This window comes from Arthrobacter sp. TmtSoilC77 (assembly GCF_059739415.1).
Genome location: NZ_AP046050.1, coordinates 3,362,782 through 3,385,232, shown reverse-complemented (window position 1 = coordinate 3,385,232; position 22,451 = coordinate 3,362,782). Strand labels below are relative to the sequence as shown.

20 protein-coding genes are annotated in these 22,451 nt (G+C 62.7%); 18 read left to right on the top strand and 2 right to left on the bottom strand.

The annotated features are described in order from the left end of the window. Positions 1 to 26 precede the first annotated feature (26 nt). Genes AC6I99_RS15575 through tsaD form a run of 6 tightly spaced genes read left to right on the top strand, consistent with a single transcriptional unit; the run spans position 27 to position 5,380 of the window. Entirely contained in the window at positions 27 to 1,121 is a 1,095-nt protein-coding gene (locus AC6I99_RS15575; protein WP_497961237.1) for a carbohydrate kinase family protein, read from the top strand. A 50-nt stretch (positions 1,122 to 1,171) separates the two neighbouring features. Further along, positions 1,172 to 2,425, top strand: a complete 1,254-nt coding sequence (gene alr / locus AC6I99_RS15570; RefSeq protein WP_224088277.1) for an alanine racemase — start codon at positions 1,172 to 1,174, stop codon at positions 2,423 to 2,425. Further along, the gene (gene tsaE, locus AC6I99_RS15565) at positions 2,422 to 3,051 is read left to right on the top strand and encodes a tRNA (adenosine(37)-N6)-threonylcarbamoyltransferase complex ATPase subunit type 1 TsaE (RefSeq protein ID WP_224088275.1); all 630 of its coding nucleotides are present in this window, start codon (positions 2,422 to 2,424) and stop codon (positions 3,049 to 3,051) included. The genes alr and tsaE overlap by 4 nt, the downstream gene beginning before the upstream one ends. Continuing rightward, positions 3,051 to 3,722 carry a tRNA (adenosine(37)-N6)-threonylcarbamoyltransferase complex dimerization subunit type 1 TsaB gene (tsaB, locus tag AC6I99_RS15560; protein ID WP_224164965.1) on the top strand — a complete coding sequence of 224 codons (672 nt, stop codon included), beginning with the start codon at positions 3,051 to 3,053 and terminating at the stop codon, positions 3,720 to 3,722. The genes tsaE and tsaB overlap by 1 nt, the downstream gene beginning before the upstream one ends. 13 nt (positions 3,723 to 3,735) lie before the next feature. After that, entirely contained in the window at positions 3,736 to 4,215 is a 480-nt protein-coding gene (gene rimI, locus AC6I99_RS15555) for a ribosomal protein S18-alanine N-acetyltransferase (protein ID WP_497961236.1), read from the top strand. 37 nt (positions 4,216 to 4,252) lie between these two features. Further along, on the top strand, positions 4,253 to 5,380 hold the full coding sequence (gene tsaD, locus AC6I99_RS15550; protein ID WP_497961235.1) for a tRNA (adenosine(37)-N6)-threonylcarbamoyltransferase complex transferase subunit TsaD: 1,128 nt from the start codon (positions 4,253 to 4,255) through the stop codon (positions 5,378 to 5,380). A gap of 10 nt (positions 5,381 to 5,390) precedes the next feature. Here the strand turns inward: tsaD and AC6I99_RS15545 are convergent, their stop codons facing one another. Then, positions 5,391 to 6,542 carry a glutamate--cysteine ligase gene (locus AC6I99_RS15545; RefSeq protein WP_224164962.1) on the bottom strand — a complete coding sequence of 384 codons (1,152 nt, stop codon included), beginning with the start codon at positions 6,540 to 6,542 and terminating at the stop codon, positions 5,391 to 5,393. Positions 6,543 to 6,727: 185 nt separating this feature from the next. Here AC6I99_RS15545 and AC6I99_RS15540 point away from each other — a divergent pair, with 185 nt between their 5' ends. The 3 genes from AC6I99_RS15540 to AC6I99_RS15530 are packed head-to-tail and all read left to right on the top strand — an operon-like array spanning position 6,728 to position 8,886. After that, positions 6,728 to 7,867 (top strand): CobW family GTP-binding protein, encoded by a 1,140-nt coding sequence (locus AC6I99_RS15540; RefSeq protein WP_497961234.1) that lies wholly within the window; start codon positions 6,728 to 6,730, stop codon positions 7,865 to 7,867. Positions 7,868 to 7,911: 44 nt separating this feature from the next. After that, a complete protein-coding gene (ykgO, locus tag AC6I99_RS15535; RefSeq protein ID WP_011775528.1) occupies positions 7,912 to 8,034 on the top strand; it encodes a type B 50S ribosomal protein L36 in 123 nt (40 codons plus the stop codon). Positions 8,035 to 8,073: 39 nt separating this feature from the next. Continuing rightward, positions 8,074 to 8,886, top strand: coding sequence for a shikimate 5-dehydrogenase (locus AC6I99_RS15530; protein ID WP_497961233.1), 813 nt, complete (start codon positions 8,074 to 8,076; stop codon positions 8,884 to 8,886). A 6-nt stretch (positions 8,887 to 8,892) separates the two neighbouring features. Here AC6I99_RS15530 and AC6I99_RS15525 read toward each other — a convergent pair whose 3' ends face one another. Continuing rightward, a complete protein-coding gene (locus tag AC6I99_RS15525) occupies positions 8,893 to 10,119 on the bottom strand; it encodes a THUMP-like domain-containing protein (RefSeq protein ID WP_497961232.1) in 1,227 nt (408 codons plus the stop codon). Between the two features lie 67 nt (positions 10,120 to 10,186). Here AC6I99_RS15525 and AC6I99_RS15520 point away from each other — a divergent pair, with 67 nt between their 5' ends. The 9 genes from AC6I99_RS15520 to guaB all read left to right on the top strand — a co-directional run bounded on the left by AC6I99_RS15520 (position 10,187) and on the right by guaB (position 22,434). Continuing rightward, on the top strand, positions 10,187 to 10,615 hold the full coding sequence (locus AC6I99_RS15520) for a hypothetical protein (protein ID WP_497944718.1): 429 nt from the start codon (positions 10,187 to 10,189) through the stop codon (positions 10,613 to 10,615). A 191-nt stretch (positions 10,616 to 10,806) separates the two neighbouring features. Next, positions 10,807 to 11,103, top strand: a complete 297-nt coding sequence (groES, locus tag AC6I99_RS15515; protein ID WP_011775524.1) for a co-chaperone GroES — start codon at positions 10,807 to 10,809, stop codon at positions 11,101 to 11,103. Positions 11,104 to 11,187: 84 nt separating this feature from the next. Continuing rightward, positions 11,188 to 12,801: a chaperonin GroEL gene (groL, locus tag AC6I99_RS15510; RefSeq protein ID WP_497961231.1), complete on the top strand. Its 1,614-nt coding sequence runs from the start codon at positions 11,188 to 11,190 to the stop codon at positions 12,799 to 12,801. Between the two features lie 184 nt (positions 12,802 to 12,985). Continuing rightward, a complete protein-coding gene (locus AC6I99_RS15505; RefSeq protein ID WP_497961230.1) occupies positions 12,986 to 14,671 on the top strand; it encodes a LuxR C-terminal-related transcriptional regulator in 1,686 nt (561 codons plus the stop codon). Positions 14,672 to 14,839: 168 nt separating this feature from the next. After that, entirely contained in the window at positions 14,840 to 15,181 is a 342-nt protein-coding gene (locus AC6I99_RS15500; protein ID WP_309925886.1) for a hypothetical protein, read from the top strand. Between the two features lie 34 nt (positions 15,182 to 15,215). Then, the gene (locus AC6I99_RS15495; protein ID WP_497944720.1) at positions 15,216 to 16,325 is read left to right on the top strand and encodes a flavin-containing monooxygenase; all 1,110 of its coding nucleotides are present in this window, start codon (positions 15,216 to 15,218) and stop codon (positions 16,323 to 16,325) included. A gap of 147 nt (positions 16,326 to 16,472) precedes the next feature. Further along, positions 16,473 to 18,575, top strand: a complete 2,103-nt coding sequence (locus AC6I99_RS15490) for an acyltransferase family protein (protein ID WP_497946999.1) — start codon at positions 16,473 to 16,475, stop codon at positions 18,573 to 18,575. Further along, positions 18,572 to 20,665, top strand: coding sequence for an acyltransferase family protein (locus AC6I99_RS15485; RefSeq protein WP_497961229.1), 2,094 nt, complete (start codon positions 18,572 to 18,574; stop codon positions 20,663 to 20,665). Before AC6I99_RS15490 ends, AC6I99_RS15485 begins: the two co-directional genes overlap by 4 nt. A gap of 257 nt (positions 20,666 to 20,922) precedes the next feature. Then, positions 20,923 to 22,434 carry an IMP dehydrogenase gene (gene guaB, locus AC6I99_RS15480; protein ID WP_223933862.1) on the top strand — a complete coding sequence of 504 codons (1,512 nt, stop codon included), beginning with the start codon at positions 20,923 to 20,925 and terminating at the stop codon, positions 22,432 to 22,434. Positions 22,435 to 22,451 lie beyond the last annotated feature (17 nt).

Below are 22,451 nucleotides of genomic sequence, written 5' to 3'. Positions count from 1 at the left end.
GGAAGGCGCAGCGTAGTGTGCCGTGCATGGACGCAATGCACCAGCGACGTTTTGATCCCCTTGCCGCCGTGCGCACCGAGGGCGACGGCCAATGCGACCTTCTCCTGGCAGGAACGGTCTTCCAGGACATCATTTTCACCGGACTCCCGCACTCTCCCGAGCCCGGCACTGAAGTGTGGAGCGAAGGCATGGGCAGCTGCCCGGGCGGGGTTGCCAACCAAGCGATCGCCGCGGCCCGGCTTGGCCTGAGGACCAACCTGGCGGCAGCCTTTGGCGACGACGGTTACGGGGATTACAACTGGCAGATCCTTGAAAGCCAGGAGCATGTGGACTTGTCCCTGTCGCGTCGCGTCCCGGGCTGGCACTCGCCGGTTACCGTGTCCATGTGCGTGAACCAGGATCGATCCATGGTCACCCACGGGCACCCCGCGCCGATCAAAGCCTCGGACCTGATCGGAAAGCCACCCAAGGCGCTCGCGGCCGTCGCGGATCTGGGCGAGGAATTGGAACCCTGGATGCTGGCGGCGAAGTCCGCCGGAACCAAACTTTTCGGCGTGGTGGGCTGGGACCCCAGTGGAGAGTGGTCCCAGCGCAGGTTGGAGCAACTGGAACATTTTTACGCTTTCCTGCCCAACGCGCCGGAGGCCATGGCGTTCACAGGCAAGACCGATCCGTGGGCGGCGCTCTATTCCCTGGCCGATCGCGTTCCAGTGGCTGTGGTGACGTTGGGCGCGCAGGGGGCTATGGCCGTGGACTCGGAGACGGGCGAAGAGGAATGGGTGCCATCGCTGCCCGTGTCCGCGTACGATCCCACCGGCGCCGGCGATTGTTTCGGGGCGGCCTTCATTGTGGGGTGCCTGGCAGGATGGCGATTGGGGGACCGCCTGCGGTTCGCGAACCTCTGTGCCTCGCTGGCTGTCCAACAAGTCGGTGGGTCGTTGGCAGCGCCTGGCTGGGGCGACATCGCGGACTGGTGGCAGCGTGCCAACGCGCGGAAGGAACGCCAATCGAGCCAGTGGCTGCGGCGCTTCGCCTTCCTTGAACCGATCGTGAAGGACATCCCCGCTGAAGCACAGCGACGCGCCCGCGCCACGATCGCGCACTTGTCCGATGCCCAGTAGGAACGGGGGGAATTGAACCCCCGTTCCCCGGCACCACTAGAATCTCTAGGGTGACTTACGAAGCAGCTGCAGATATCGGGATCGGGTCCAAGGCCTCCATAGCAAAGTCAGCGGTTCTTGAGCGTTCCGCCGTGATCGATCTTGATGCCGTGCGGCACAACGTTCGCCAGTTTGTCGCGATCGCCTCCCCGGCCTCCGTGATGGCTGTGGTGAAGGCCGATGCTTATGGCCATGGCGTGGTTCAGGTTGCACGTGCAGCCCTCGACGCCGGAGCGGCCTGGCTGGGCGTCGCCCACATTTCAGAGGCGCTCGCCTTGCGTGCAGCGGGCATAGACGCACCGTTGTTGGCGTGGCTGCACACCCGTGAAAGCAACTTCCAAGCCGCAGTTGCCGCCGGCATCGACGTCGGGATTTCCGGTTGGGAACTCGACGCCGTGGTGGCGGCGGCCCGCGAACAGGAGCGTCCCGCGCGGGTCCATTTGAAGGTGGACACAGGGCTGGGCCGGAACGGCTGTCCAATCGCCGAATGGGACCAGCTGGTGGGCCAGGCCATGGAATACCAGGACGAGGGCCTGCTTCGCGTTGTGGGCATTTTCTCCCACCTTGCGGTGGCCGACGAACCGCACCGGCCCGAAACGGACCAGCAGTTGGCGGTTTTCCGTGACGCACTCGCCATCGCTGAGGATGCCGGCGTCGATACCGAGGTCAGGCACATCGCCAACACTCCCGCTGCGCTGTCCCGGCCGGATTCGCACTTCGACCTCATCCGGGTGGGGCTCGGCATCTACGGGTTGTCGCCCTTCGAAGGAGTCACCTCCGCCGAACTTGGCCTGCACGCTGCCATGAGCGTCCGCACACTCCTCTCCAACTGCAAAAAGGTCCCGGAGGGGCAAGGCGTTTCCTACGGCCTGAAGTACCACACCAGCCAGGAGAGCACGCTGGGCCTGGTTCCCCTGGGCTACGCCGACGGGGTCCCGCGCATCGCCACGGGCGGTCCGGTTCGCGTTAACGGCGTCACCTACCCTGTGGTGGGCCAGATCGCGATGGACCAGATGGTGATTGATCTTGGACCGCTCACCCCTGAAGAAGCGGCCGGGCTTAAGGGCAGCGAAGCCGTGATGTTCGGCGACGGTGCCGATGGCGGCCCCACCGCCGATGACTGGGCGGCGGCAGCGGGAACCATCAACTATGAGATCGTGACCCGCATTAGTCCGCGGGTGCCCCGCAGTTACGTCAACGAGGTTCCGGCGCTGCCGGAGGTACACCAGGGCACCCAGGCAGCATCGGAATCGGCGACGCTATGAACGAACCACTGCTCGAACCAAGCGAACCATTGAAAGGCGGCGAACCATTCTGGGAACGCAGCCTGAAGGTCACGACGGCGGAACAAACCCACGCGCTCGGTGCAGCACTGGGCGGGGTGCTTGAGGCGGGAGATCTCCTTGTCCTGACCGGAGAGCTGGGTGCGGGGAAGACGACCTTCACCCAGGGGCTGGGAGAGGGCCTGGGCGTACGTGCCGGGATCATCTCGCCTACGTTCGTGCTGGTTCGGATCCACCCAAACCTTCCGGATGGCCCACGCCCCGGTGGACCGGACCTGGTCCACGTCGACGCCTACAGGCTGGAATCAGCTGCTGAGATCGATGACATTGATCTCGAGAACACCATGGACTCGTCCGTCACCGTGGTGGAGTGGGGGAGGGACCGGGTTGAGCACCTCTCGGACAGCCGCCTGGAAGTGGACCTTCACCGGTCTGTGGGTGCCGAAGGCGTTGTGCCGGCTATCCATGTCGAGGACAGCGGCACGGTCCTGGACTTTGACACTGATGACGACGACGAACCACGCACCATCATTTTCCGCGGTTTTGGCCCACGCTGGGCCGAGGCGCCGAAGCTTCTTGAAACCACGATCTCCGAAGGAGGCCACTGATGCTGATCCTGGCTATCGACACCTCGGCAGTGGCCAGTGCTGCGCTGATTTCGGATGTTGCCATGGAAGGCGTGGTGGATTCCTTTTCCACCGAGGACACCCGAAGCCATGCCGAAGTCCTTGCGCCGGGCATCGGGAAGCTGCTGGCCGGTGCCGGCGTTACCGGCGCGGACATTGACGTGATAGTCACAGGCGTGGGCCCCGGACCGTTTACCGGGCTGCGCTCAGGTATTGCCACCGCACGGACCCTGGCTTTCGTCTGGAACAAGCCGCTGTATGGGTTGATGAGCCTTGATGCGATCGCCCTCGAAGTAGCGGAGTCCACTGCGGCTGTTCCCGAATTCCTGGTGGCCACTGACGCGCGGCGCAAAGAGGTCTACTGGGCGCGGTACGTCCTTGAGGAAGGCCAGCTTCCCCAGCTCATCGACGGGCCGCATGTGGGTTTCGCCTCGGACTTACCGGACCTGCCCGTGTTTGGGGCCGGCGCTGGACTGTACGCCGACGTCCTCCGTGCCGACGAAGACTTTGCCGAGGCCCAACCGGACGCGGCGTCCCTTGGCCAGCTCGCGCTTGCCAGAATAACGGCAGGGCAGGAGCTCTTGGACTCCACACCTTTGTACTTGCGCGAATCGGACGCCCAGGTGCCGGGTCCCAGGAAGCGTGCCCTGTGAGGGAAGTGGACTGATGAAACTCCCACCCAAACTGGAACTCGCAGGAGTTTCCCTGCGCGATATGACCGAGGCTGATGTCCCGGCCGTCGAAGCCTTGGAACGTCGACTGTTCCCCGTGGATGCCTGGCCCCTGCAGATGTTCTTCGACGAGTTGTCACAGCCGGAGACGCGCCGCTACGTGGTGGCCCAGGTTGAGGGCCAGATCGTGGCCTACGCCGGCTTGATGTGCATTGAGCCAATCGCTGACGTCCAGACGATCGCCGTCGTTCCCGAATTCGAAGGCAAAGGCATCGGTTCTGCCATCCTGACCGAGCTGATCGAGGAGGCGCGGCGGCGTCACGCGGCGGACCTCCTCCTGGAGGTGCGCGCGGACAACCCCCGTGCACAGCAGCTGTATCTGCGTTTCGGATTCGAACAGATCCACGTCCGGCCGCGGTATTACCGGGACGGTACGGATGCGTTGATCATGCGCCTGCCCCTGAATAACCCATGACACTGAACACGTCACATTCCACAGAAGGAGCCAACGCGTGAGCGGCCCTTATCCAGAACAGCCGAAGCAGCCGTTGGTGCTGGGCATCGAATCGTCCTGTGACGAAACCGGCGTTGGAATCGTGCGCGGTACAACGCTGCTGACCAACACGGTGTCCTCCTCCATGGACGAGCACGTGCGCTTTGGTGGTGTCATCCCTGAGATCGCTTCGCGTGCCCATTTGGATGCCTTTGTCCCCACGCTTCAGGAAGCGCTGCATGAAGCCGGAGTGACTCTGGAGGAAATCGACGCCATTGCCGTCACATCCGGGCCGGGCCTGGCGGGCGCCCTTATGGTTGGTGTCTGCGCAGCGAAGGCCCTGGCCGTGGCTACGGGCAAGCCGCTCTACGCGATCAACCACCTGGTAGCGCACGTTGGCGTGGGGCTGCTGGATTCAAGGCCCGACGCCGGTGCTGCCGCCGGCCTGGGTGCCGGCCACTTGCCGCAGAACCTCGGTGCACTCCTGGTTTCCGGTGGCCACACGGAGATCCTCCGTATCCGCAGCATTACAGATGACGTGGAGCTCCTTGGTTCCACCATCGATGACGCCGCCGGTGAAGCCTACGACAAAGTTGCCCGGATCCTGGGCCTTGGCTACCCGGGTGGCCCCGCCATCGACAAGCTGGCACGCCAAGGCAATCCGAAGTCCATCCGCTTTCCGCGCGGCCTCACCCAGCCCAAATACATGGGCACCACGGAGGAGAAAGGACCCCACCGCTACGACTGGTCCTTCAGCGGCCTTAAAACCGCGGTGGCCCGGTGCGTGGAGCAATTCGAAGCCCGTGGGGAAGAAGTACCCGTAGCCGATATCGCAGCGGCATTCCAGGAAGCCGTGGTGGACGTCATCAGTTCAAAGGCGGTCCTGGCCTGCAGGGAGCATGGCATTACCGACGTGCTCCTTGGTGGAGGTGTTGCTGCCAACTCGAGGCTGCGTGAATTGACCGGCCAACGGTGTGTATCGGCGGGCATCAAGCTGCACGTGCCGCCACTGGACCTCTGCACGGACAACGGTGCCATGGTGGCAGCCCTCGGTGCTCAACTGGTCATGGCCGGAATCGGGCCCAGCGGAATAGCGTTCGCGCCGGATTCCTCCATGCCCGTTACTACGGTGTCGGTGGCTGCGTAACTCCACCCAACTATGCGTCGGGGCCTTTACGCATCTGCTGTACGAGGTCCATGACCACTGCCTGCAGGTCCCCGTTGTGTTCGGCGGCCACGCGGCGCTGGCGCTGGTAGCTGGCGCCGCGTTCAATGATCTTCATGACGTCGGCCAGTTCCTCAGAGCATCCAAGCTTGGCTGCCACGGGTTCCAAGCGTGCGACGGTTTCTGCGAGGTGCTCGGTGACCAATTGCTCGTTGCCCTTGGCATCGAGGATGATGATGGCTTCCATGCCGTAGCGCGCCGCACGCCACTTGTTCTCCTGGACGTGCCAGGGCGGCATGGTGGGGATGCTCCCGCCGGCGTCGAGGATGGAGGAGAACTCGTCCACGAGGCACTGTGTGAGTGCGGCGATGGCGCCCACTTCCTCAAGGGTGGCGAGGCCATCGCAAATGCGCATCTCGATAGTGCCCAGGTTGTAAACAGGCCGGATGTCCCAGCGGATCTCGGAAATGGCGTCGATGACACCTGTGGTGAACATGTCCTGGACATAGGACTCGTATGCTTCCCAGGTTTCGAACTGGAACGGCAGGCCAGCGGTGGGGAGTTGTTGGAACATGAGGGCCCGCTGGGATGCGTAGCCGGTTTCTTCGCCGGCCCAGAAGGGGCTGGAGGCGGACAGTGCCTGGAAGTGCGGGAAGTAGTTGACCAGGCCGTCCAGGATGGGGAGCACTTTGTCCCGGCGATCGATGCCTACGTGGACGTGGACACCATAGATGACCATTTGGCGTCCCCACCATTGGGTCCGCTCGATCAGCTTGGCGTAACGCTCCTTGTCGGTGACCGGCTGGAGCAGGGGAGGGCTGAAGGGATGGCTGCCTGCGCAGAACACCTCCACTCCCATGGGGTCGGTGACTTCGCGGACAGCGGCGAGGGAGCGGTTGAGGTCCTCTTTTGCTTCCTTGACCGTTTCGCAGATTCCGGTAACGAGTTCCACCGTGTTCAGGAGCAGTTCGCGCTTGATGTGGGGGTGTTCGTCGTCTTCGTTGAGGTCCGGATGGTTCGCAGCGACACCCTTGAGGACGTCGTTCGCCACTGAAACCAGTTCTCCGGTGCGTGCATTGACGAGCGCCAACTCCCATTCCACACCCAGTGTCGATTGCCTGGATGGCGCAAACTCAATCTGCACGTAGTCCCCTCGTTGCTTGTTTCTGCTGGACTTTCTGCTGGACGCAACCCGCTGCGGGGCCGTCAGCGGTCGGCTCAAGTCTAGTGCAGCCGGAGCATGGCTGATTGCGGACAGGGCGAAGTTAAGCGCCGAGACACATCGCAAGCGAATTGCTAATGAGAATGGTTTTCAATTAGAATCCTTCCATGCACCTCACCGTTGTCAGCTCCCTGGACAGTCAGTGCCGCGAAGCGGCCACCGCCCGGCTTGGTCGAACCCACACGAACTCCGTCGTCGTTCTTCACGACCTCCTGGATGGTTCCTTGGTCATGCGGCGCGTCTACAGGGGAGGCCAGTTGTTTGAGCGCGAAACAACCGTTCTGGAACACGGTTGCCTCAGCTGTACGGTCAAGCTGGATGTCGTACCGACGGCGGAGCGCCTCGCCGCTTGCGGGTTCGACCACGTGGTCCTGGGCCTACCACCCGGCGTCCCGGCAGGGATGGCAGTCGCGGAACTCCGGCGCGGCCTCACCCAGCCTGCCGTCATGGACAACGCCATCCTGGCCTTGGACCCCGTGGATCTCGACGATCACATCTGGGACCGGCACACCCTCTTTGAATCCGGCTTCACATCGATGCCGGAGGATGAACGGACCAGCGGCGAGTTCCTGATCGGCGAGTTCGGGCAGGTGGACACAGTCATGTTGCACCCGGGCTTGGGAGCGGAATTGTCCGGAAATCCCCGCATGGGATCCGAAGAATGGGTGACTGGCGTGGAGCTGCTCGGGCAGCTGGCACCACACGCTGCAGCAATCGGTGCGGCCGATGACTTCAGATCGGGCTGCTTCGACGACGCCGAAGCGGCCGCACGCACCCGGCCCGGAGTGGTCTGCGTGCCTTTGGATGATTCGCCCGGTTCCTTCCGAACCGTCCTCCACAAGGCTGGGCGGCCGCTGCACCCCGGCCGTTTCCGTGAAGCACTTCCCCAACTCGCGGCCGGAACCCACTGGCTCCGCGGACGCTTGTGGATCGCCTCGGCTGCCAAGATCCGGATTGCGGTACAGGGAATTGGTCCCCGGGTGTGGCTTGAGAGCACCGGAACCTGGCTGGCGGACGCACCTGCAGCAGGTCGCAGAGGCAAGGTGGGAGCCGACGTCGACGCCGTCCTTGACTGGCACCCGAATTACGGCGACCGCGGAACGGTCCTGGCCATTACCGGACGCTCCGAGGACATCGACCCCCAGGAAATCCGCGCCCTTCTGGAGGGCTGCCAATTGACGGAGGCCGAGATGGAACTCGACTTTGGTGTCTGGGAGGACCCCTTGGAACTTAGCGAAGCCTTTTAGCCAGCCACCCCAAAAACCAACCACCAACAACAAGGAGAAAAACCATGAAGGTCAGGAACTCACTGCGTGCCCTCAAGAAGATTCCGGGCGCACAGATCGTCCGACGCCGTGGGCGCACGTTCGTCATCAACAAGAACAACCCGCGAATGAAGGCCCGCCAGGGCTAACGGCGCGGAAGCGCAAACGGCCCGTTGTTTAATGGGTGAATGCCAATCCTGAACAAAGACATGTCCCTGTGCATTTCGCTCGCGGCCCGGCCCAGCAACATTGGGACCAGGTTCCACAATTATTTGTACGATCTGCTCGGACTGAACTTTGTCTACAAGGCATTCGCCCCGGCGGACATCACTCTTGCAGTGGCTGGCATCCGCGGCCTCCCCATCAGGGGAGCCGCGGTTTCCATGCCCTACAAGGAAGCGGTCATCCCGCTTGTGGACGTGATGGATCCCTCGGCAAAGGCCATCGACTCGGTCAACACGATTGTCAACAACGACGGCGTCCTGACCGCATACAACACCGACTACATCGCCATTGCCCGCCTGCTGAAGGACCATAAAGTACCCAGCAGCCACACCGTGCTGCTGCGAGGAGCCGGAGGAATGGCGAAAGCGGTGGCCGCAGCCCTCCGCGATGCAGGCTTTACGTCCGTGACCATCGTTGCCCGCAACGAAACCACAGGCCGTGCGCTCGCGGACCTTTACGGTTTCGCATGGCAGGACGACGTCAACGGATCCACGGCGGACCTCATCATCAATGTCACGCCCCTGGGCATGGCTGGTGCGGACGAAAGGGCGCAGTCCTTTGACGACGCAACCATTGCGGCGGCAAAGATAGTGTTCGACGTCGTCGCCCTACCCTCCGAGACGCCCCTCATCACGGCTGCCCGGCAGGCAGGCAAGCCGGTGATCACTGGAGCGGAAGTCATCGCCATCCAGGCGGAGGAGCAGTTCGTCCTGTACACGGGCCTCCGCCCGAGTGCTGACCAGGTCCGCGAAGCCTCGGAATTCTCCCGCCGCTGAAGTGGACTAGAACGTCACGGGCTCCACCGCTACGGCCACTCTTTCCTCGCCAATCCTGGTCAGGACAAGGGTGGCCGTTTTTGCGGGCTTGGTGTCGCGCTTGGATGGAAGCAGTTGTTTCCGCAGTTCTTCGGGAGTGACAGCGGTGCCGCGCTTCTTGATGTCCAGCACCGAGATGCCGTCCGCTTTGACCCAGGCTTTGAGGGCTTTGACGTTGTATGGCATGACCTCCAGCACCTTGTAAGCCTTGGCAAAAGGCGAGTCATCGAGTTCCGGGGCGCAGATGTAGGCGATATGTTCATCCACCAGGTGCCCGCCCAGGCGTTCTGCGACGTCGGCCACCAAGCCTGCGCGGATGACGGCACCGTCAGGTTCGTAGAGGAACCCCTCAACCGGCCCGACGGCGGCTACCGGGCCGCCGTCGAAATCCTCACCGCTGGTGAGCTCGGCAGCGCCCTGGGAGCCGATGACAAGTGCCGCGCGCCGGATCCCGGGGCGGGCCACGGCGTTGAACCACAGGGTGACCTCCGTGACGTCGCCACCTACGGAGACCCACTGCGCTTCACAGTTCGCCGGAACCGAGTCGTGGGGCATGCCAGGACCCATCTTGACGCCGACCGCACGGCCGGCTGCGGCCAGGCCTTCAACGAACGACAACGGGGGAGAGAATGCTTCCGGATCCCAGATCCGCTTTGTCCCGGACGTCGAGGTTGTGCGCCGTGCGGGATCCAGCCACACGCCGTCGATCCCGTCCAGTTCCACTGACGTGGCATCCGAATGCACCACTGTGGCGTGCGGGAAGGGCATGAGGTTGATCGTGGCGCAGGCCGCAGTGGTTTCATCCATCTCCACTGCGGTCACGGCAATGTCCATCGAGGCCAAGGCCATGGAGTCGGCTCCGAGGCCGCAGCCAAGGTCTGCTACGTGGGAAATGCCGGCCTTGGCAAAACGCTCGGCGTGCCGGGCCGCGACGTTGAGGCGCGTCGCCTGCTCGAGTCCGGCCTGGGTGAACAGCATCTGGCGGGCGAACTCGCCGAATTTGGCCTCGGCGCGGGTTCGGAGCCGGGACTGCGTGAGTACCGCGGCCACCAGCTCAGGGGAGTGGCCTGCCTTTCGAAGATCGGCGTTCATGCTGAACGCATCGGCTTCGCGGTACGGCCCCAGCGAGGCAAGGAGTTCCCATCCTTCAGTGGTCAGCAAGGGTGCGATCTGTTCCTGCGGTGCATGAGACATGGGATCAAGCCTAACGGGGCGCGCCTTGACACCGTGAGTTGGGAATCAGCCCGATAGGGTTGTTTTCATGGAAGACAACGCAGCTCCGCAGCCCTCCGACACGAACAACCCGGGCGGGAACCGCCCCGCTGCCCCGGGAGCTTCAGAGCATTCCGCCGGCCGGTCCCTTGTGGCGTTTGCGCGTCCTGCCTTGATCGCGGGGGCCGTGATCGCGGTAATCTGCGTTGCCCTGCTGATCGTCATCTTCGTCCTGGACTCATTCAATGCAGCTGCCTACTCCGTCACAGGCAAGAGCGTGAACGACGCTACTGATGAAGCCCGCGATATCCGGGACCTCTACAGCGGGGCCCGCATTGGCGGGATTATCGCCCTGGTGATTTCCGGCGTCGTGGCCCTGGCAGCCGCCGTCGTGCTGTATTTGAATCGCGGATCGGTACCTGTGGATGAGGATGACGACGGCGAAGACTACGATCTGGATGACCTCACCGGGCGGTAACGGGAGTTCACCAACGACGAAATTCTGGCACTCACCTTGACCGAGTGCTAACGCTTACATAGAGTCTTGTTAGCACTCTCCCCCGGAGGGTGCTAATCACGCCAGGCGTCCACCGGCACCGCGACGACGGTTGCACGCCACGGCACCCTAGTTCTTAGTCCATGAATCAGCTCATGAAAAGGAGAGTCCGAGTGTCGGTCTCGATTAAGCCTCTTGAGGATCGTATTGTTGTTCGCCCGCTCGAAGCAGAGCAGACCACGGCTTCCGGCCTGGTAATTCCGGACTCCGCACAGGAGAAGCCGCAGGAAGGCGAAGTTGTTGCAATCGGCCCCGGCCGCTTCGATGACAACGGCAACCGCGTGCCGGTTGACGTAGCTGTTGGCGACGTCGTTATCTACTCCAAGTACGGTGGAACCGAAGTCAAGACCGGCGGCAACGAGTACCTCGTTCTGTCCGCCCGCGACGTCCTTGCGATCGTCGTAAAGTAACTTCCTGGAGCCCCGCACCGCAGCCGCGTTGGAATCATTCCGACCTTCTGCGGTGCGGGTTTTCTGTCTTGAAAGGACACAACCATGGCAAAGCAGCTTGCTTTTAACGATGCTGCCCGCCGGTCTCTTGAGGCCGGTATCGACAAGCTCGCCAACACTGTCAAGGTGACGCTTGGCCCGCGCGGCCGCAACGTCGTGCTGGACAAGAAGTGGGGCGCTCCCACGATCACCAACGATGGCGTGACGATCGCCCGCGAAGTTGAGCTTGATGACCCCTACGAGAACCTTGGTGCGCAGCTGGCCAAGGAAGTAGCCACCAAGACCAACGACGTCGCTGGCGACGGGACCACCACCGCTACGGTGCTGGCGCAGGCACTGGTCAAGGAAGGCCTGCGCAACGTTGCTGCTGGTGCCGCTCCTGGCGAGATCAAGCGTGGCATCGAGGTTTCCATCGAAGCCATCGCAGCCCGCCTCCTGGAGAACGCCAGCGAAGTGCAAGGCACCCAGGTTGCCAACGTTGCCGCTATCTCCGCCCAGAGCGACGAAATTGGTGAACTGTTGGCCGAGGCTTTCGGCAAGGTGGGCAAGGATGGCGTCATCACCATCGAAGAGTCCTCCACCACCCAGACCGAACTCGTCCTCACCGAAGGCATGCAGTTCGACAAGGGCTACCTCTCCCCGTACTTCGTCACTGACGCAGAACGCCAGGAAGCCGTCCTCGAAGACGCCTTGATCCTGATCAACCAGGGCAAGATCTCCTCGCTGCAGGAATTCCTGCCGTTGCTGGAGAAGGCGCTGCAGGCCTCCAAGCCGCTGTTCATCATCGCCGAGGACATCGAAGGCGAAGCCCTGTCCACGCTGATCGTCAACCGCATCCGCGGCACCCTGAACGTCGTCGCCGTCAAGGCTCCCGGCTTCGGCGACCGCCGCAAGGCCATGCTGCAGGACATCGCTACGCTCACTGGCGCACAGGTTGTTTCCCCGGACCTTGGACTTTCGCTGGACACTGTTGGCCTTGAGGTACTGGGTACGGCTCGCCGCATCACGGTCACCAAGGACAACACCACCATCGTCGATGGCGCCGGAACCGAGCAGGACGTTGCCGACCGCGTGGCCCAGCTGCGTGCCGAGCTCACCCGCACGGACTCCGACTGGGACCGCGAGAAGCTGCAGGAGCGCCTTGCCAAGCTGGCCGGCGGCATCGGTGTCATCAAGGTTGGCGCAGCCACCGAGGTTGAGCTGAAGGAAAAGAAGCACCGCATCGAGGACGCCGTTTCCTCCACGCGTGCAGCCCTTGAAGAAGGCATCGTTTCCGGTGGCGGTTCCGCGCTCATCCACGCCCTCAAGGCACTGGACGAGTCCCCGGCCGTCAGGGCCCTGGAAGGTGACGCGGCAGCAGCTGTTGGCATCGTCCGCCGCGCCTTGATCCAGCCGCTGCGCTGGATCGCCCAGAACGCCGGCTTCGACGGCTTCGTCGTCGTTTCCAAGGTCTCCGAACTCGAAGCCAACCACGGCTTCAACGCCAAGTCCGGCGAGTACGAGGACCTGATCGCCGCCGGCGTGATCGACCCCGTCAAGGTCACCCGCTCCGCACTCCGCAACGCCGCTTCCATCGCTGCCCTGGTTCTCACCACTGAGACCCTGGTTGCCGAAAAGCCGGCCGAGGAAGAAGACGCACACGCAGGCCACCAGCACTAACAGCCTGTTCAAAAAAGCCCTGGTCACCTTCGTGTGGCCAGGGCTTTTTTGTCAGCAACCCGCAGGTTCCCCGGAGCCGCGGGGACCTATTGTGGGACTTACGACGGCGGCGGTACCCTGACGCTAATACGGCGGCTTGGGTGCGCCAACCGGGTTGCTCCCGGTCGCGGAATGAGTGTTCACTATGTCGGTCACAGCCTTGGATATGGGACGCTCGGCATTCTCCGAGCGTCGCTGGAGCGATGCGCTGGACTGCCTTGCCCGGGCCGATTCCGAAGGCGGCTTGCCTGCCCGGGACATGGAACTGGTGGCATCCGTGGCAATGCTGCTGGGCCATGACGATGACGGAGTGAAGTACCTGACGCGGGCCCATGAGGAATTCCTGACATTGGGCGACATGGCCGGTGCGGCGCGCTGTGCGGCGTGGCTGGTGCTGTTCCTCATGGACATCGGGGAGCCCGCGCGAAGTTCCGGTTGGATGTCCCGCGCCCAGCATTTGATTGCGGAAATGGAAGAGCCCACCGAAGCGGAGGGCTACCTCCTCATCCCATCCGCCCTGGGTTCACTTTACGGAGGAAACCCCGAGGCCAGCCACGAACTGTTTGGCCGGGCCTTTGAAGTGGGCCGGCGTTTCCACGACAGGGATCTCATGGCGTTGGGCCAGCTGGGCCTGGGCACGGCCAGGATTACCCTCGGCTCCCCGGACGAGGGATTGCAGCTCCTCGATGAAGTGATGTTGTCCGTCACCGCCGGCGAGGTCTCGCCCATACCTTCCGGGATCATCTACTGTGCGGTGATTGGAAGCTGCCGGCTCGCTTTGGACGTCCACCGCGCCCAGGAATGGACAGCAGCCTTGGAGCGGTGGTGCGGAGACCGGCCGGACATGGTGATGTTCAGCGGGCAATGCCAATCGCACCGCGCAGAGCTGTTCATCCTGCATGGAGCCTGGGACGAGGCCTTGGCTGCGGCCCGCATCGCCCAGGACCGTTCGCGTCGGGGCGATCCGGAAGCGGCCTGGGGAGCTTGGTACCAACAGGGGGAAGTCCTCCGCCTCAGGGGCAGGTTTGACGAGGCCGACGCAGCCTACGCCAAGGCCGGGGAGACCGGCTTTGAGCCATTGCCTGGCCTTGCGCTTCTACGTATGGCCCAGAACAAAACGTCCCAGGCGCAGGTCATGTTGCACCGTGCGATGTCCGGAGCGGATCCGGCCAACCGCTGCAGGCTGCTTCCGGCGGTGGTCCAGGTGGAGCTTGCGGCGGGGGACGTCGTCGCAGCCCGAGAGGCCGCGAATGAACTCGCAGCACCGCTCCACGAAGCCAGCCGCCCCTTGGAGCGGGCGCTATCAGCCCAGGCGGAAGCGAGCGTTCTCTTGGCCGAGGGGAGTGCCGAAGCCGCACTGATGACCGCCCGGAAGGCTTGGCGGCTTTGGTACAGCCTCGAGGCTCCGTATGAGGCTGCCCGGTGCCGGTTGTTGGCCGGTCGTGCGTGTGCCCGGTTGGGCGACCCCGACTCTGCCGCCATGGAATTCGAAGCGGCCGCAGCCGAGTTCGCAGAACTCGACGCAGCGCCTGCCCTGGCCGGGGTGCTGGGTCTCAAAGCGGGAGCCGGAACGGTGAGTGGCGGCGATGGTTCCGTGCTCTCCGCCCCTGAACTGAACGCCCGTGAACTGACTGCCCGTGAACTGACCGCCCGTGAACTGGAAGTCCTGAGGCTTGTCGCCGACGGAAAACCCAACAAGTCCATTGCCCGGGAACTGTATCTCAGTGAAAAGACCGTTGCCCGCCATGTCAGCAACATCCTCAGCAAGCTCTCCTTGCCATCCAGGGTTGCTGCCACCAAATACGCGTTTGAGCACCACTTAACCAACTGATGCTCTATCACTTCCCACCGCTTTTCTCCCGATCTTCTCTCACATACAGCAGGGTTTTCCCGAACGCTCTCTCACTTCCCGGCATGCGCATAAATACCCATGCCCATTCCTGCAGGATGCGTCATTTGGCCGACGCGGCAAGGGGCGCCGGACTCATAGCTTGGGCTTATGAACATTCCACTGCTCGCCGGCACCGTATCCACCGTGCTCTTTGCATCCAGCATGCTGCCCATGTTGTTCAAGGCAGTCCGGACCAAGGACCTGGCCTCCTACAGTTTGAGCAATATCACCCTGACCAACATCGCCAATGCCGTGCACTCGTTCTACGTCTTCGACCTTCCGGCGGGGCCGGTGTGGCTGCTGCACACCTTCTATGTGGTGACGTCGGCACTGATGTTGGTGTGGTGCCTGCGATACCGGAAGGCTCCCACTGAAACCCCAGCAACTGAAACTCCAGCAACGCGGGGTCACTTAAGGCCCATGTCGGCCGCTGCCATAGGCCATAAGTGACCCCGCGTTGACCAGTAATGAGAAAGGAAAAGCCATGAAAAAAGCTAGTGACCCACAGTTCGATACCGTGATCGTAGGCGGTGGCCAGGCCGGCTTGGCGCTCGGCTATTGGCTGGCCAAAGGGCACCACGACTTCGTCATCCTCGACGAGAACGCCAGGACCGGCGATTCGTGGCGCCAGCGGTGGGATTCGCTCCGACTCTTCACCCCGGCCAAGTACGACGGTTTGCCGGGCATGCCCTTCCCAGGGGACCGTCTGGCGTTCCCCAGCAAGAATGAGTTGGCGGACTACCTGGAAGGTTATGCACAGCGGTTCAGTCTTCCGGTGGTTCCCGGGGTCCATGTTGATGGAGTGACACAAGAGGGTGATCGCTTCCTTGTGAGCTCCGGTGACCGGTCATGGACCGCCAACAACGTAGTGGTTGCCACCGGCGTGTATCGCCTGCCCAAGCGGCCGGCATTCGCGAATGAGCTGGATCCGGGCATCGTGCAGCTTCACTCGCAGGAATACAAGAATCCCGGGCAACTCCAACCTGGACCAGTGCTCGTTGTCGGGCTCGGCAATTCCGGCGCGGAGATTGCCCTCGAAGCCAGCAGGACCCACACCACGTTGTTGGCGGGCAAAGCCAGTGGCGAAATCCCTGTTCGCCATGGACGCGCTGCAGCCCGGTTTGTGCTGCCTGTGATCCGGTTCGCAGGCCTTCACGTCCTGACGCTCAACACACCGGTTGGCCGGAAGGTGGCGCCGGCATTCAGGATGATGGCGGCACCTTTGATCCGAACACGTACCAAGGAACTGCGCGAGGCGAAGGTGGAACTGCTGCCAAGGATAGCCGGCGTAAAGCAGGGCAAACCGTTGCTGGAAGAGGGCCGGACGCTGGACGTGGCGAACGTCATTTGGTGTACCGGATACCGGGAGGACTACTCGTGGCTGAAGCTCCCGTACCAGGACGGAGAGGGAGCGCCGGCCCACAAGAGGGGAGTAGTGGAATCTGTCCCTGGACTCTATTTCATCGGCCAGGAGTTCCTGTTCGCTGCAGTCTCGGCAACGCTTCCAGGAGTTGGCCGGGATGCCCGTTATCTGGCACAACGAATCACAGTCGACCGGCAGCTGACGGTGGGGCGTCGGCCGGCCTTGACCTAGTTTTCCGGGCCTTCAGACACAGTGCCTTGGCACAGGCAACGCACAGTTTCATCTTTGCAAATGCATAGTCCAACCTGAGCTAATAGACACTCGTAAGGCGGTTCCGCAGACCGGCCCAACTGGGGCCGGAGCCCGGAACAGCGTATGATGGATGCTTTGTGCAATAGCCTTGAGGAACTGCCTAACGTGACTACATCAACGATCCGAACGCCCGCCCGTCCCAACAGGCGGGCTACCGGTCCCGTTGTAAAGTCCACCTTCCGGCCCGAAATCCAGGGCCTCCGCTCCCTCGCTGTCCTCATGGTGGTGAGCTACCACATCTGGATTGGGCGGGTGTCAGGCGGGGTAGATGTCTTCCTGCTGATCTCGGCATTCCTCATGACTCTTCAGTTCACCAGCCGCTTCAAACAGCGGCGCCCGATGGACTTGCTGCGGCACTGGCTGCACTTGTTCAGGCGCCTCCTCCCGGCAGTCGTGGTTGTACTCTTCGGAACATTGGCTGCTACTTTTGCTTTCCTGCCTCCCACCCGCTGGGTAGAAGTGGTCAATCAGGCTTGGGCCTCACTCTTCTACTACGAGAATTGGCTCCTGCAGACTCTTGCGGTCAACTACTACGCAACGGACCACAGCCTGGCCAGTCCAGTGCAGCACTTCTGGTCGCTTTCCATCCAGGGCCAGATATTCATTCTCTGGCCGGTGATCTTCGCCGTGATGGCGGTCATCTGCCGCAAATTCGATCTCCGGTACCGGGCTTCGCTCGCGTACGTTTTTGCGCTCATCTTCGTCGTTTCCCTGACGTACTCCATCATCTTTACGGCCAACAACCAGGCGGTGGCGTACTTCGACACCTTCGCCCGCCTGTGGGAGTTTGCCCTCGGAACCCTTGTTGCCTTGATTTTGCCTGCCTTGGACTTTTCCAAACCTGTCCGCGTGGCGATGGGGTGGATCGGCGTGGCCGCCATGCTCAGTTGCGGCATCCTGCTGCAGGTCCAGACGGCGTTCCCGGGCTTTGTTGCACTCTGGCCTACCCTGGCTGCCGTTGCGGTGATTGCAGCGGGACAGACCGGTAGCCGCTTCGGCGTGGATCGGATCCTGAGCTCCAGATTCCTTGTTCGGCTGGGCGACAATTCCTATGCCCTCTATCTCTGGCACTGGCCCATCCTGGTGATCGCGTTGGCTTGGAGCGGCAAGGATCATGCGGGTTGGCTTTCCGGCACGGCGATTGTGGCGTTGGCACTGGTCCTGGCGTTCCTGACCACGAAGTATGTGGAGAAGCCATTCCGGGAGTGGAAGTGGCCCGAGGTGAAGCGTCGCCGGGCAGCCATCTCGATCGCGGTGTGCCTTGCCGTGGCGTGCACGCCGTTGCTCGGTTTCCAGTACAAGCAGTACCTGGACCAGAAGGCCGCTGACACGCAGGCATTCAACGACAACCCGGGAGCACATGCCCTCCTGCCCGGGTACGTGGACCAGGTCAGCCCTGACGCCAAAACGCTTCCTACCGCAGAGCAGCTACCTGAGGACTGGGCACATCTGGGTGGGACGTGCGAGGGAGCGTCCCAGCCGGAAGACAAGACCCTGCAGGAGAACTGCCAGCAAAACGGCGTGGGCGATGACGCCACCAAGAGCATCATTGTCTTGGGTGATTCCCATGCCCAGCAGTGGCTGGCCGCGCTCGGTCCCCTCGCTGAGGCTGAGCACTGGAAGGTCACGGCCCTCCTTTTGGGCGGATGCCCGTTCATGCCGGAGAACCCCGACGCTGACCAGCACTGCAATGATTTCAACTCGGCGGCTTTCAAGTATGTGGCAGCGCACACCCCGGATTCCGTGTTCATGGTGGGCACCAAGGCTGCCCCGTCATCACCGGATGAGGAGTTGGTGTACGGCTTTGAACAGTCGGTCACCAACTTCAACGACCTCGGCATCCAGGTGGTGGCCATCCGTGACAACCCCCGCTATGACCACAACGTCACCGAGTGTGCCCTGTCCAAGGGCGTGGACAGCCCTGACTGCAAATCCGACCAGCATGACGTCCTGGCAGCGGAGAGCCCTTTCGCGGCCGTGCAGGGAAAGTTTGGAAATGCCGCGTTCCTGGATATGACGGATCTCCTCTGCAATGGTGTCCAGTGCCCCAGCGTCGTAGGAAATGTGTTCGTCTACCTGGACGATAACCACTTGTCCAAGACCTACGTCACCAGCATGGGTGAGATGTTCGATGAAAGGTGGTTTGCCGCAACGGGGTGGGAGCGATGAGCGACAACGTGAAAACAACTGCACCTTTGGGTGGCAACCCCACCACAGCGAGGCCCACGACGGCGGAACGCACCTTTCGTCCCGAGGTCCAGGGCCTGCGGGCCTTGGCTGTGTTGATGGTGGCGGCTTATCACATTTGGCTGGGCCGGGTGTCCGGTGGTGTCGACGTCTTTTTGCTCATCTCGGCTTTCCTGCTGACCCTGTCCTTTACGCGGAAGCTCGAAAACCACAAGCCCCTGAGGCTCCTGCAGCACTGGCTCCACGTGTTCAAGCGGCTGCTGCCCGCCGTCGTCGTTGTCTTGTTGGCGGTTCTGACCGCAACGTGGGCCTTTGTCCCGCAGAGCCGGTGGCCGGATGTGCTCGCGGAGGCGTGGGCCTCCCTGTTGTACCGGCAGAACTGGCAGCTTGCGGATTCTGCCGTTGATTATTATGCCCAGGACCACTCCGGGGCCAGTCCCCTTCAACACTTTTGGTCCCTGTCCGTCCAAGGCCAGGTCTTCATTCTGTGGCCGCTCATTTTCGGCGTCGTAGCCCTGCTGCAGCCGCAACTGGCAAAGCTGTTCCCAGGCCGAAGGGTCATGGAACACCGGCAGTTGCTGTTCATGGCGTTCGGCCTGGTTTTTGTGGCCTCGTTGGTGTATTCCATCGACCAGACGGCGAACAACCAGGCCTATGCGTATTTCGATACCCGGACAAGGCTGTGGGAATTTGCGCTGGGTTCCCTGCTGGCGCTTGCTCTCCCGTACCTCAAACCGGGACGGCGGCTCCGGGTATTCCTGGGTTGGGCAGGGCTGGCCGCCATGCTCTCGTGTGGCTTGATCCTGACTGTCGACCGTTCCTTCCCGGGATTCGTGGCCCTCTGGCCCACGCTCGCCGCCGCGGCCGTTATCGTCGCCGGCCAGAGCAACAGCCGCTTTGGTGCGGACCGCGTACTCAGCTCAAAGCCCCTGGTCGTGGTGGGCAACAATTCCTATGCCTTGTACTTGTGGCACTGGCCTGTCCTGGTGTTCTTCCTGCTCGTCACGGAGACCACAAGTCCCAACCTCCTGCAGGGCCTGGGCATCATGGCGGTATCCATGATGTTGGCCGTTGCCACCACACGGTATGTCGAGGTGCCCATGCGCCGCTGGCAGTGGCCGGACGCACGGTCCTGGCGGGCCGCCGTCGTCGTTGTTTCCTGCGGTGCGCTGCTGGCGCTTCCGATGACCGCCTGGCAGGGTGCCATCGCCGCCGAAAGTGTGGCGATTGCGGACCAGCCCAAGGAACTGACACCCGGTGCCGCAGCGCTGTCGCCTGGGTTCGCGGGCCAACCGACGCCCGAGGCAATGATCATTCCCGCACCCGCCGCCATGAACGATGAATGGGCGGACATCGATGGCCTGTGTACTGGCGCGAACGTCCCGTCAGATCCGTTGCTGCAGGGTTGCCTCCAGAACAACGAACCGGCAGTGGTGACCAAGAGGATCGTGGTCCTGGGCGATTCCCATGCCCAGCAGTACATGGCCGCCCTGGGACCCATCGCCAAGGAGCATGGTTGGGAAGTGGTCACTCTGCTGAAGGGGAACTGCCGGTTCGGTGCGGACTCTCCTGAACGCACCAGCGAATGCACCGACTTCAACAAGGCAAGTGCCGCCTACGTCATGGAACACAAACCCGATGCAGTGTTCACTGTGGCGTCACTAACTCATGTCACGGCGCCTTTCGAGACCGAAGTGCCCGGCTATTTGGAAGGCATCAAGCCCTTCACGGATGCCGGAATCGACGTCGTCGGCGTGCGCGACAACCCGCGGTTCAGCATCAACATGCCCGAGTGCGTGCAGAAGAAGGGCCCCGATTCGCCTGACTGCAACCCTCCCTTGGAGGATTCCCTGGCTGCGTCCTCGCCCTTGGACGATTACGCGGGCAAGGTGGATCGGTTGTACCTGATGGACATGAGCGACTTCATCTGTGAAAAGGGCACGTGTCCGGCGGTGATTGGGAATGTGTACGTCTACAAGGACGACAACCATCTCACCAAGACCTATGTACAGAGCATGATTCCCATGTTCGAGGAGCGGCTCCTCGCCGCGACGGGCTGGTCTGAGCGCTAGCCTCGCCATCCGCAGGAGCATGCAACGCACGACGCCGGCCTGCCGCCAGTGCCGTTGCTCACACTCAGGCGTCGCGGAATATGGCGATCGCCGCGGAGGTTCTACTATTTATTCAATACCCGAAGCACCTTTGCCTTGCAGTACCTCATGCACAGGCCAGTACTTTATGCACAGGCCAGTCCCGTAATGACGGGCTGGTCATCAGTTGCAACCCCTACCAGTTATAGCCCCCGGAACCCAGGTAAGAGGCCGCACTCATGACCCAGCCCGAACACGATCCCTTTGGCTTCGTAGGCCTGACCTACGACGACGTCCTGCTCCTGCCCGGGCACACCGACGTCATCCCCTCGGACGCGGACACGTCCTCCCGCATTTCCAAGCGGATTACGGTGCAGACGCCGTTGCTGTCTGCTGCCATGGACACCGTCACGGAGTCCCGTATGGCCATCGCGATGGCCCGCCAGGGTGGCTTGGGCGTAGTGCACCGCAACCTGTCCATCGATGACCAGGCTGAGCACGTTGACCGCGTCAAGCGCAGCGAGTCCGGCATGATCACCAACCCGCTGACCATTGGCCCGCAGGCAACGCTGCAGGAACTGGACGAGCTGTGCTCCCGCTACCGCGTCTCCGGCCTTCCCGTGGTGGACACGGACGGGCGCCTGCTGGGCATCGTGACCAACCGCGACACCCGGTTCATTCCCGAATCTGAATTCCCGCTGCGCAGCGTCAGCGATGCCATGACAAAGATGCCGCTCATCACCGGCCATGTGGGCATCAGCCGCGAGGAAGCCTCGCACAAGCTGGCCACCAACAAGATCGAGAAGCTCCCTCTCGTTGACGAGCAGGGCCGCCTCAAGGGCCTCATCACCACCAAGGACTTCACCAAGGCAGAGCAGTACCCGCTGGCCACCAAGGACGACGAAGGCCGCCTGCGCGTAGGTGCCGCCATCGGCTTCTTCGGTGATGGCTGGGAGCGCGCCATGAAGCTCATCGACGCCGGTGTGGACGCCTTGTTCGTGGATACGGCCAATGGCCACTCCCAAGGTGTGCTGGACATGATCCGTCGCCTGAAGTCGGATCCGATTGCTGCGCACGTGGACATCATTGGCGGCCAGGCTGCCACCCGCGAAGGTGCCCAGGCACTGATCGACGCCGGTGCCGACGGCATCAAGGTAGGCGTTGGTCCGGGCTCCATCTGCACCACCCGTGTTGTTGCCGGTGTCGGCGTTCCCCAGATCACGGCCATCTACGAATCCGCGAAGGCTGCCATTCCGGCGGGCGTGCCGCTGATTGCCGACGGCGGCCTCCAGTACTCGGGTGACATCGGCAAGGCGCTGGTCGCCGGTGCCGACACCGTCATGCTCGGCTCACTGCTGGCTGGTTGTGAAGAGTCTCCCGGCGAGCTTATCTTCGTCAACGGCAAGCAGTTCAAGAGCTACCGCGGCATGGGCTCCCTGGGCGCCATGCAGTCGCGTGGAAAGAACACGTCCTACTCCAAGGACCGCTATTTCCAGGCCGACGTTTCCGGCGATGACAAGCTCATCCCGGAAGGCATCGAAGGCCGCGTCGCGTTCCGTGGTCCGCTGGCATCCGTGGCCTACCAGCTGGTGGGCGGCCTCCGCCAGACCATGTTCTACACCGGCGCCCCCACCATTGCCGAGCTCAAGGCACGCGGCAAGTTCGTCCGGATTACGCCTGCCGGCCTGAAGGAATCGCACCCGCACGATATCCAGATGACCGTAGAGGCGCCGAACTACGGTTCCCGCTAACCATCATCAGTTCCTCC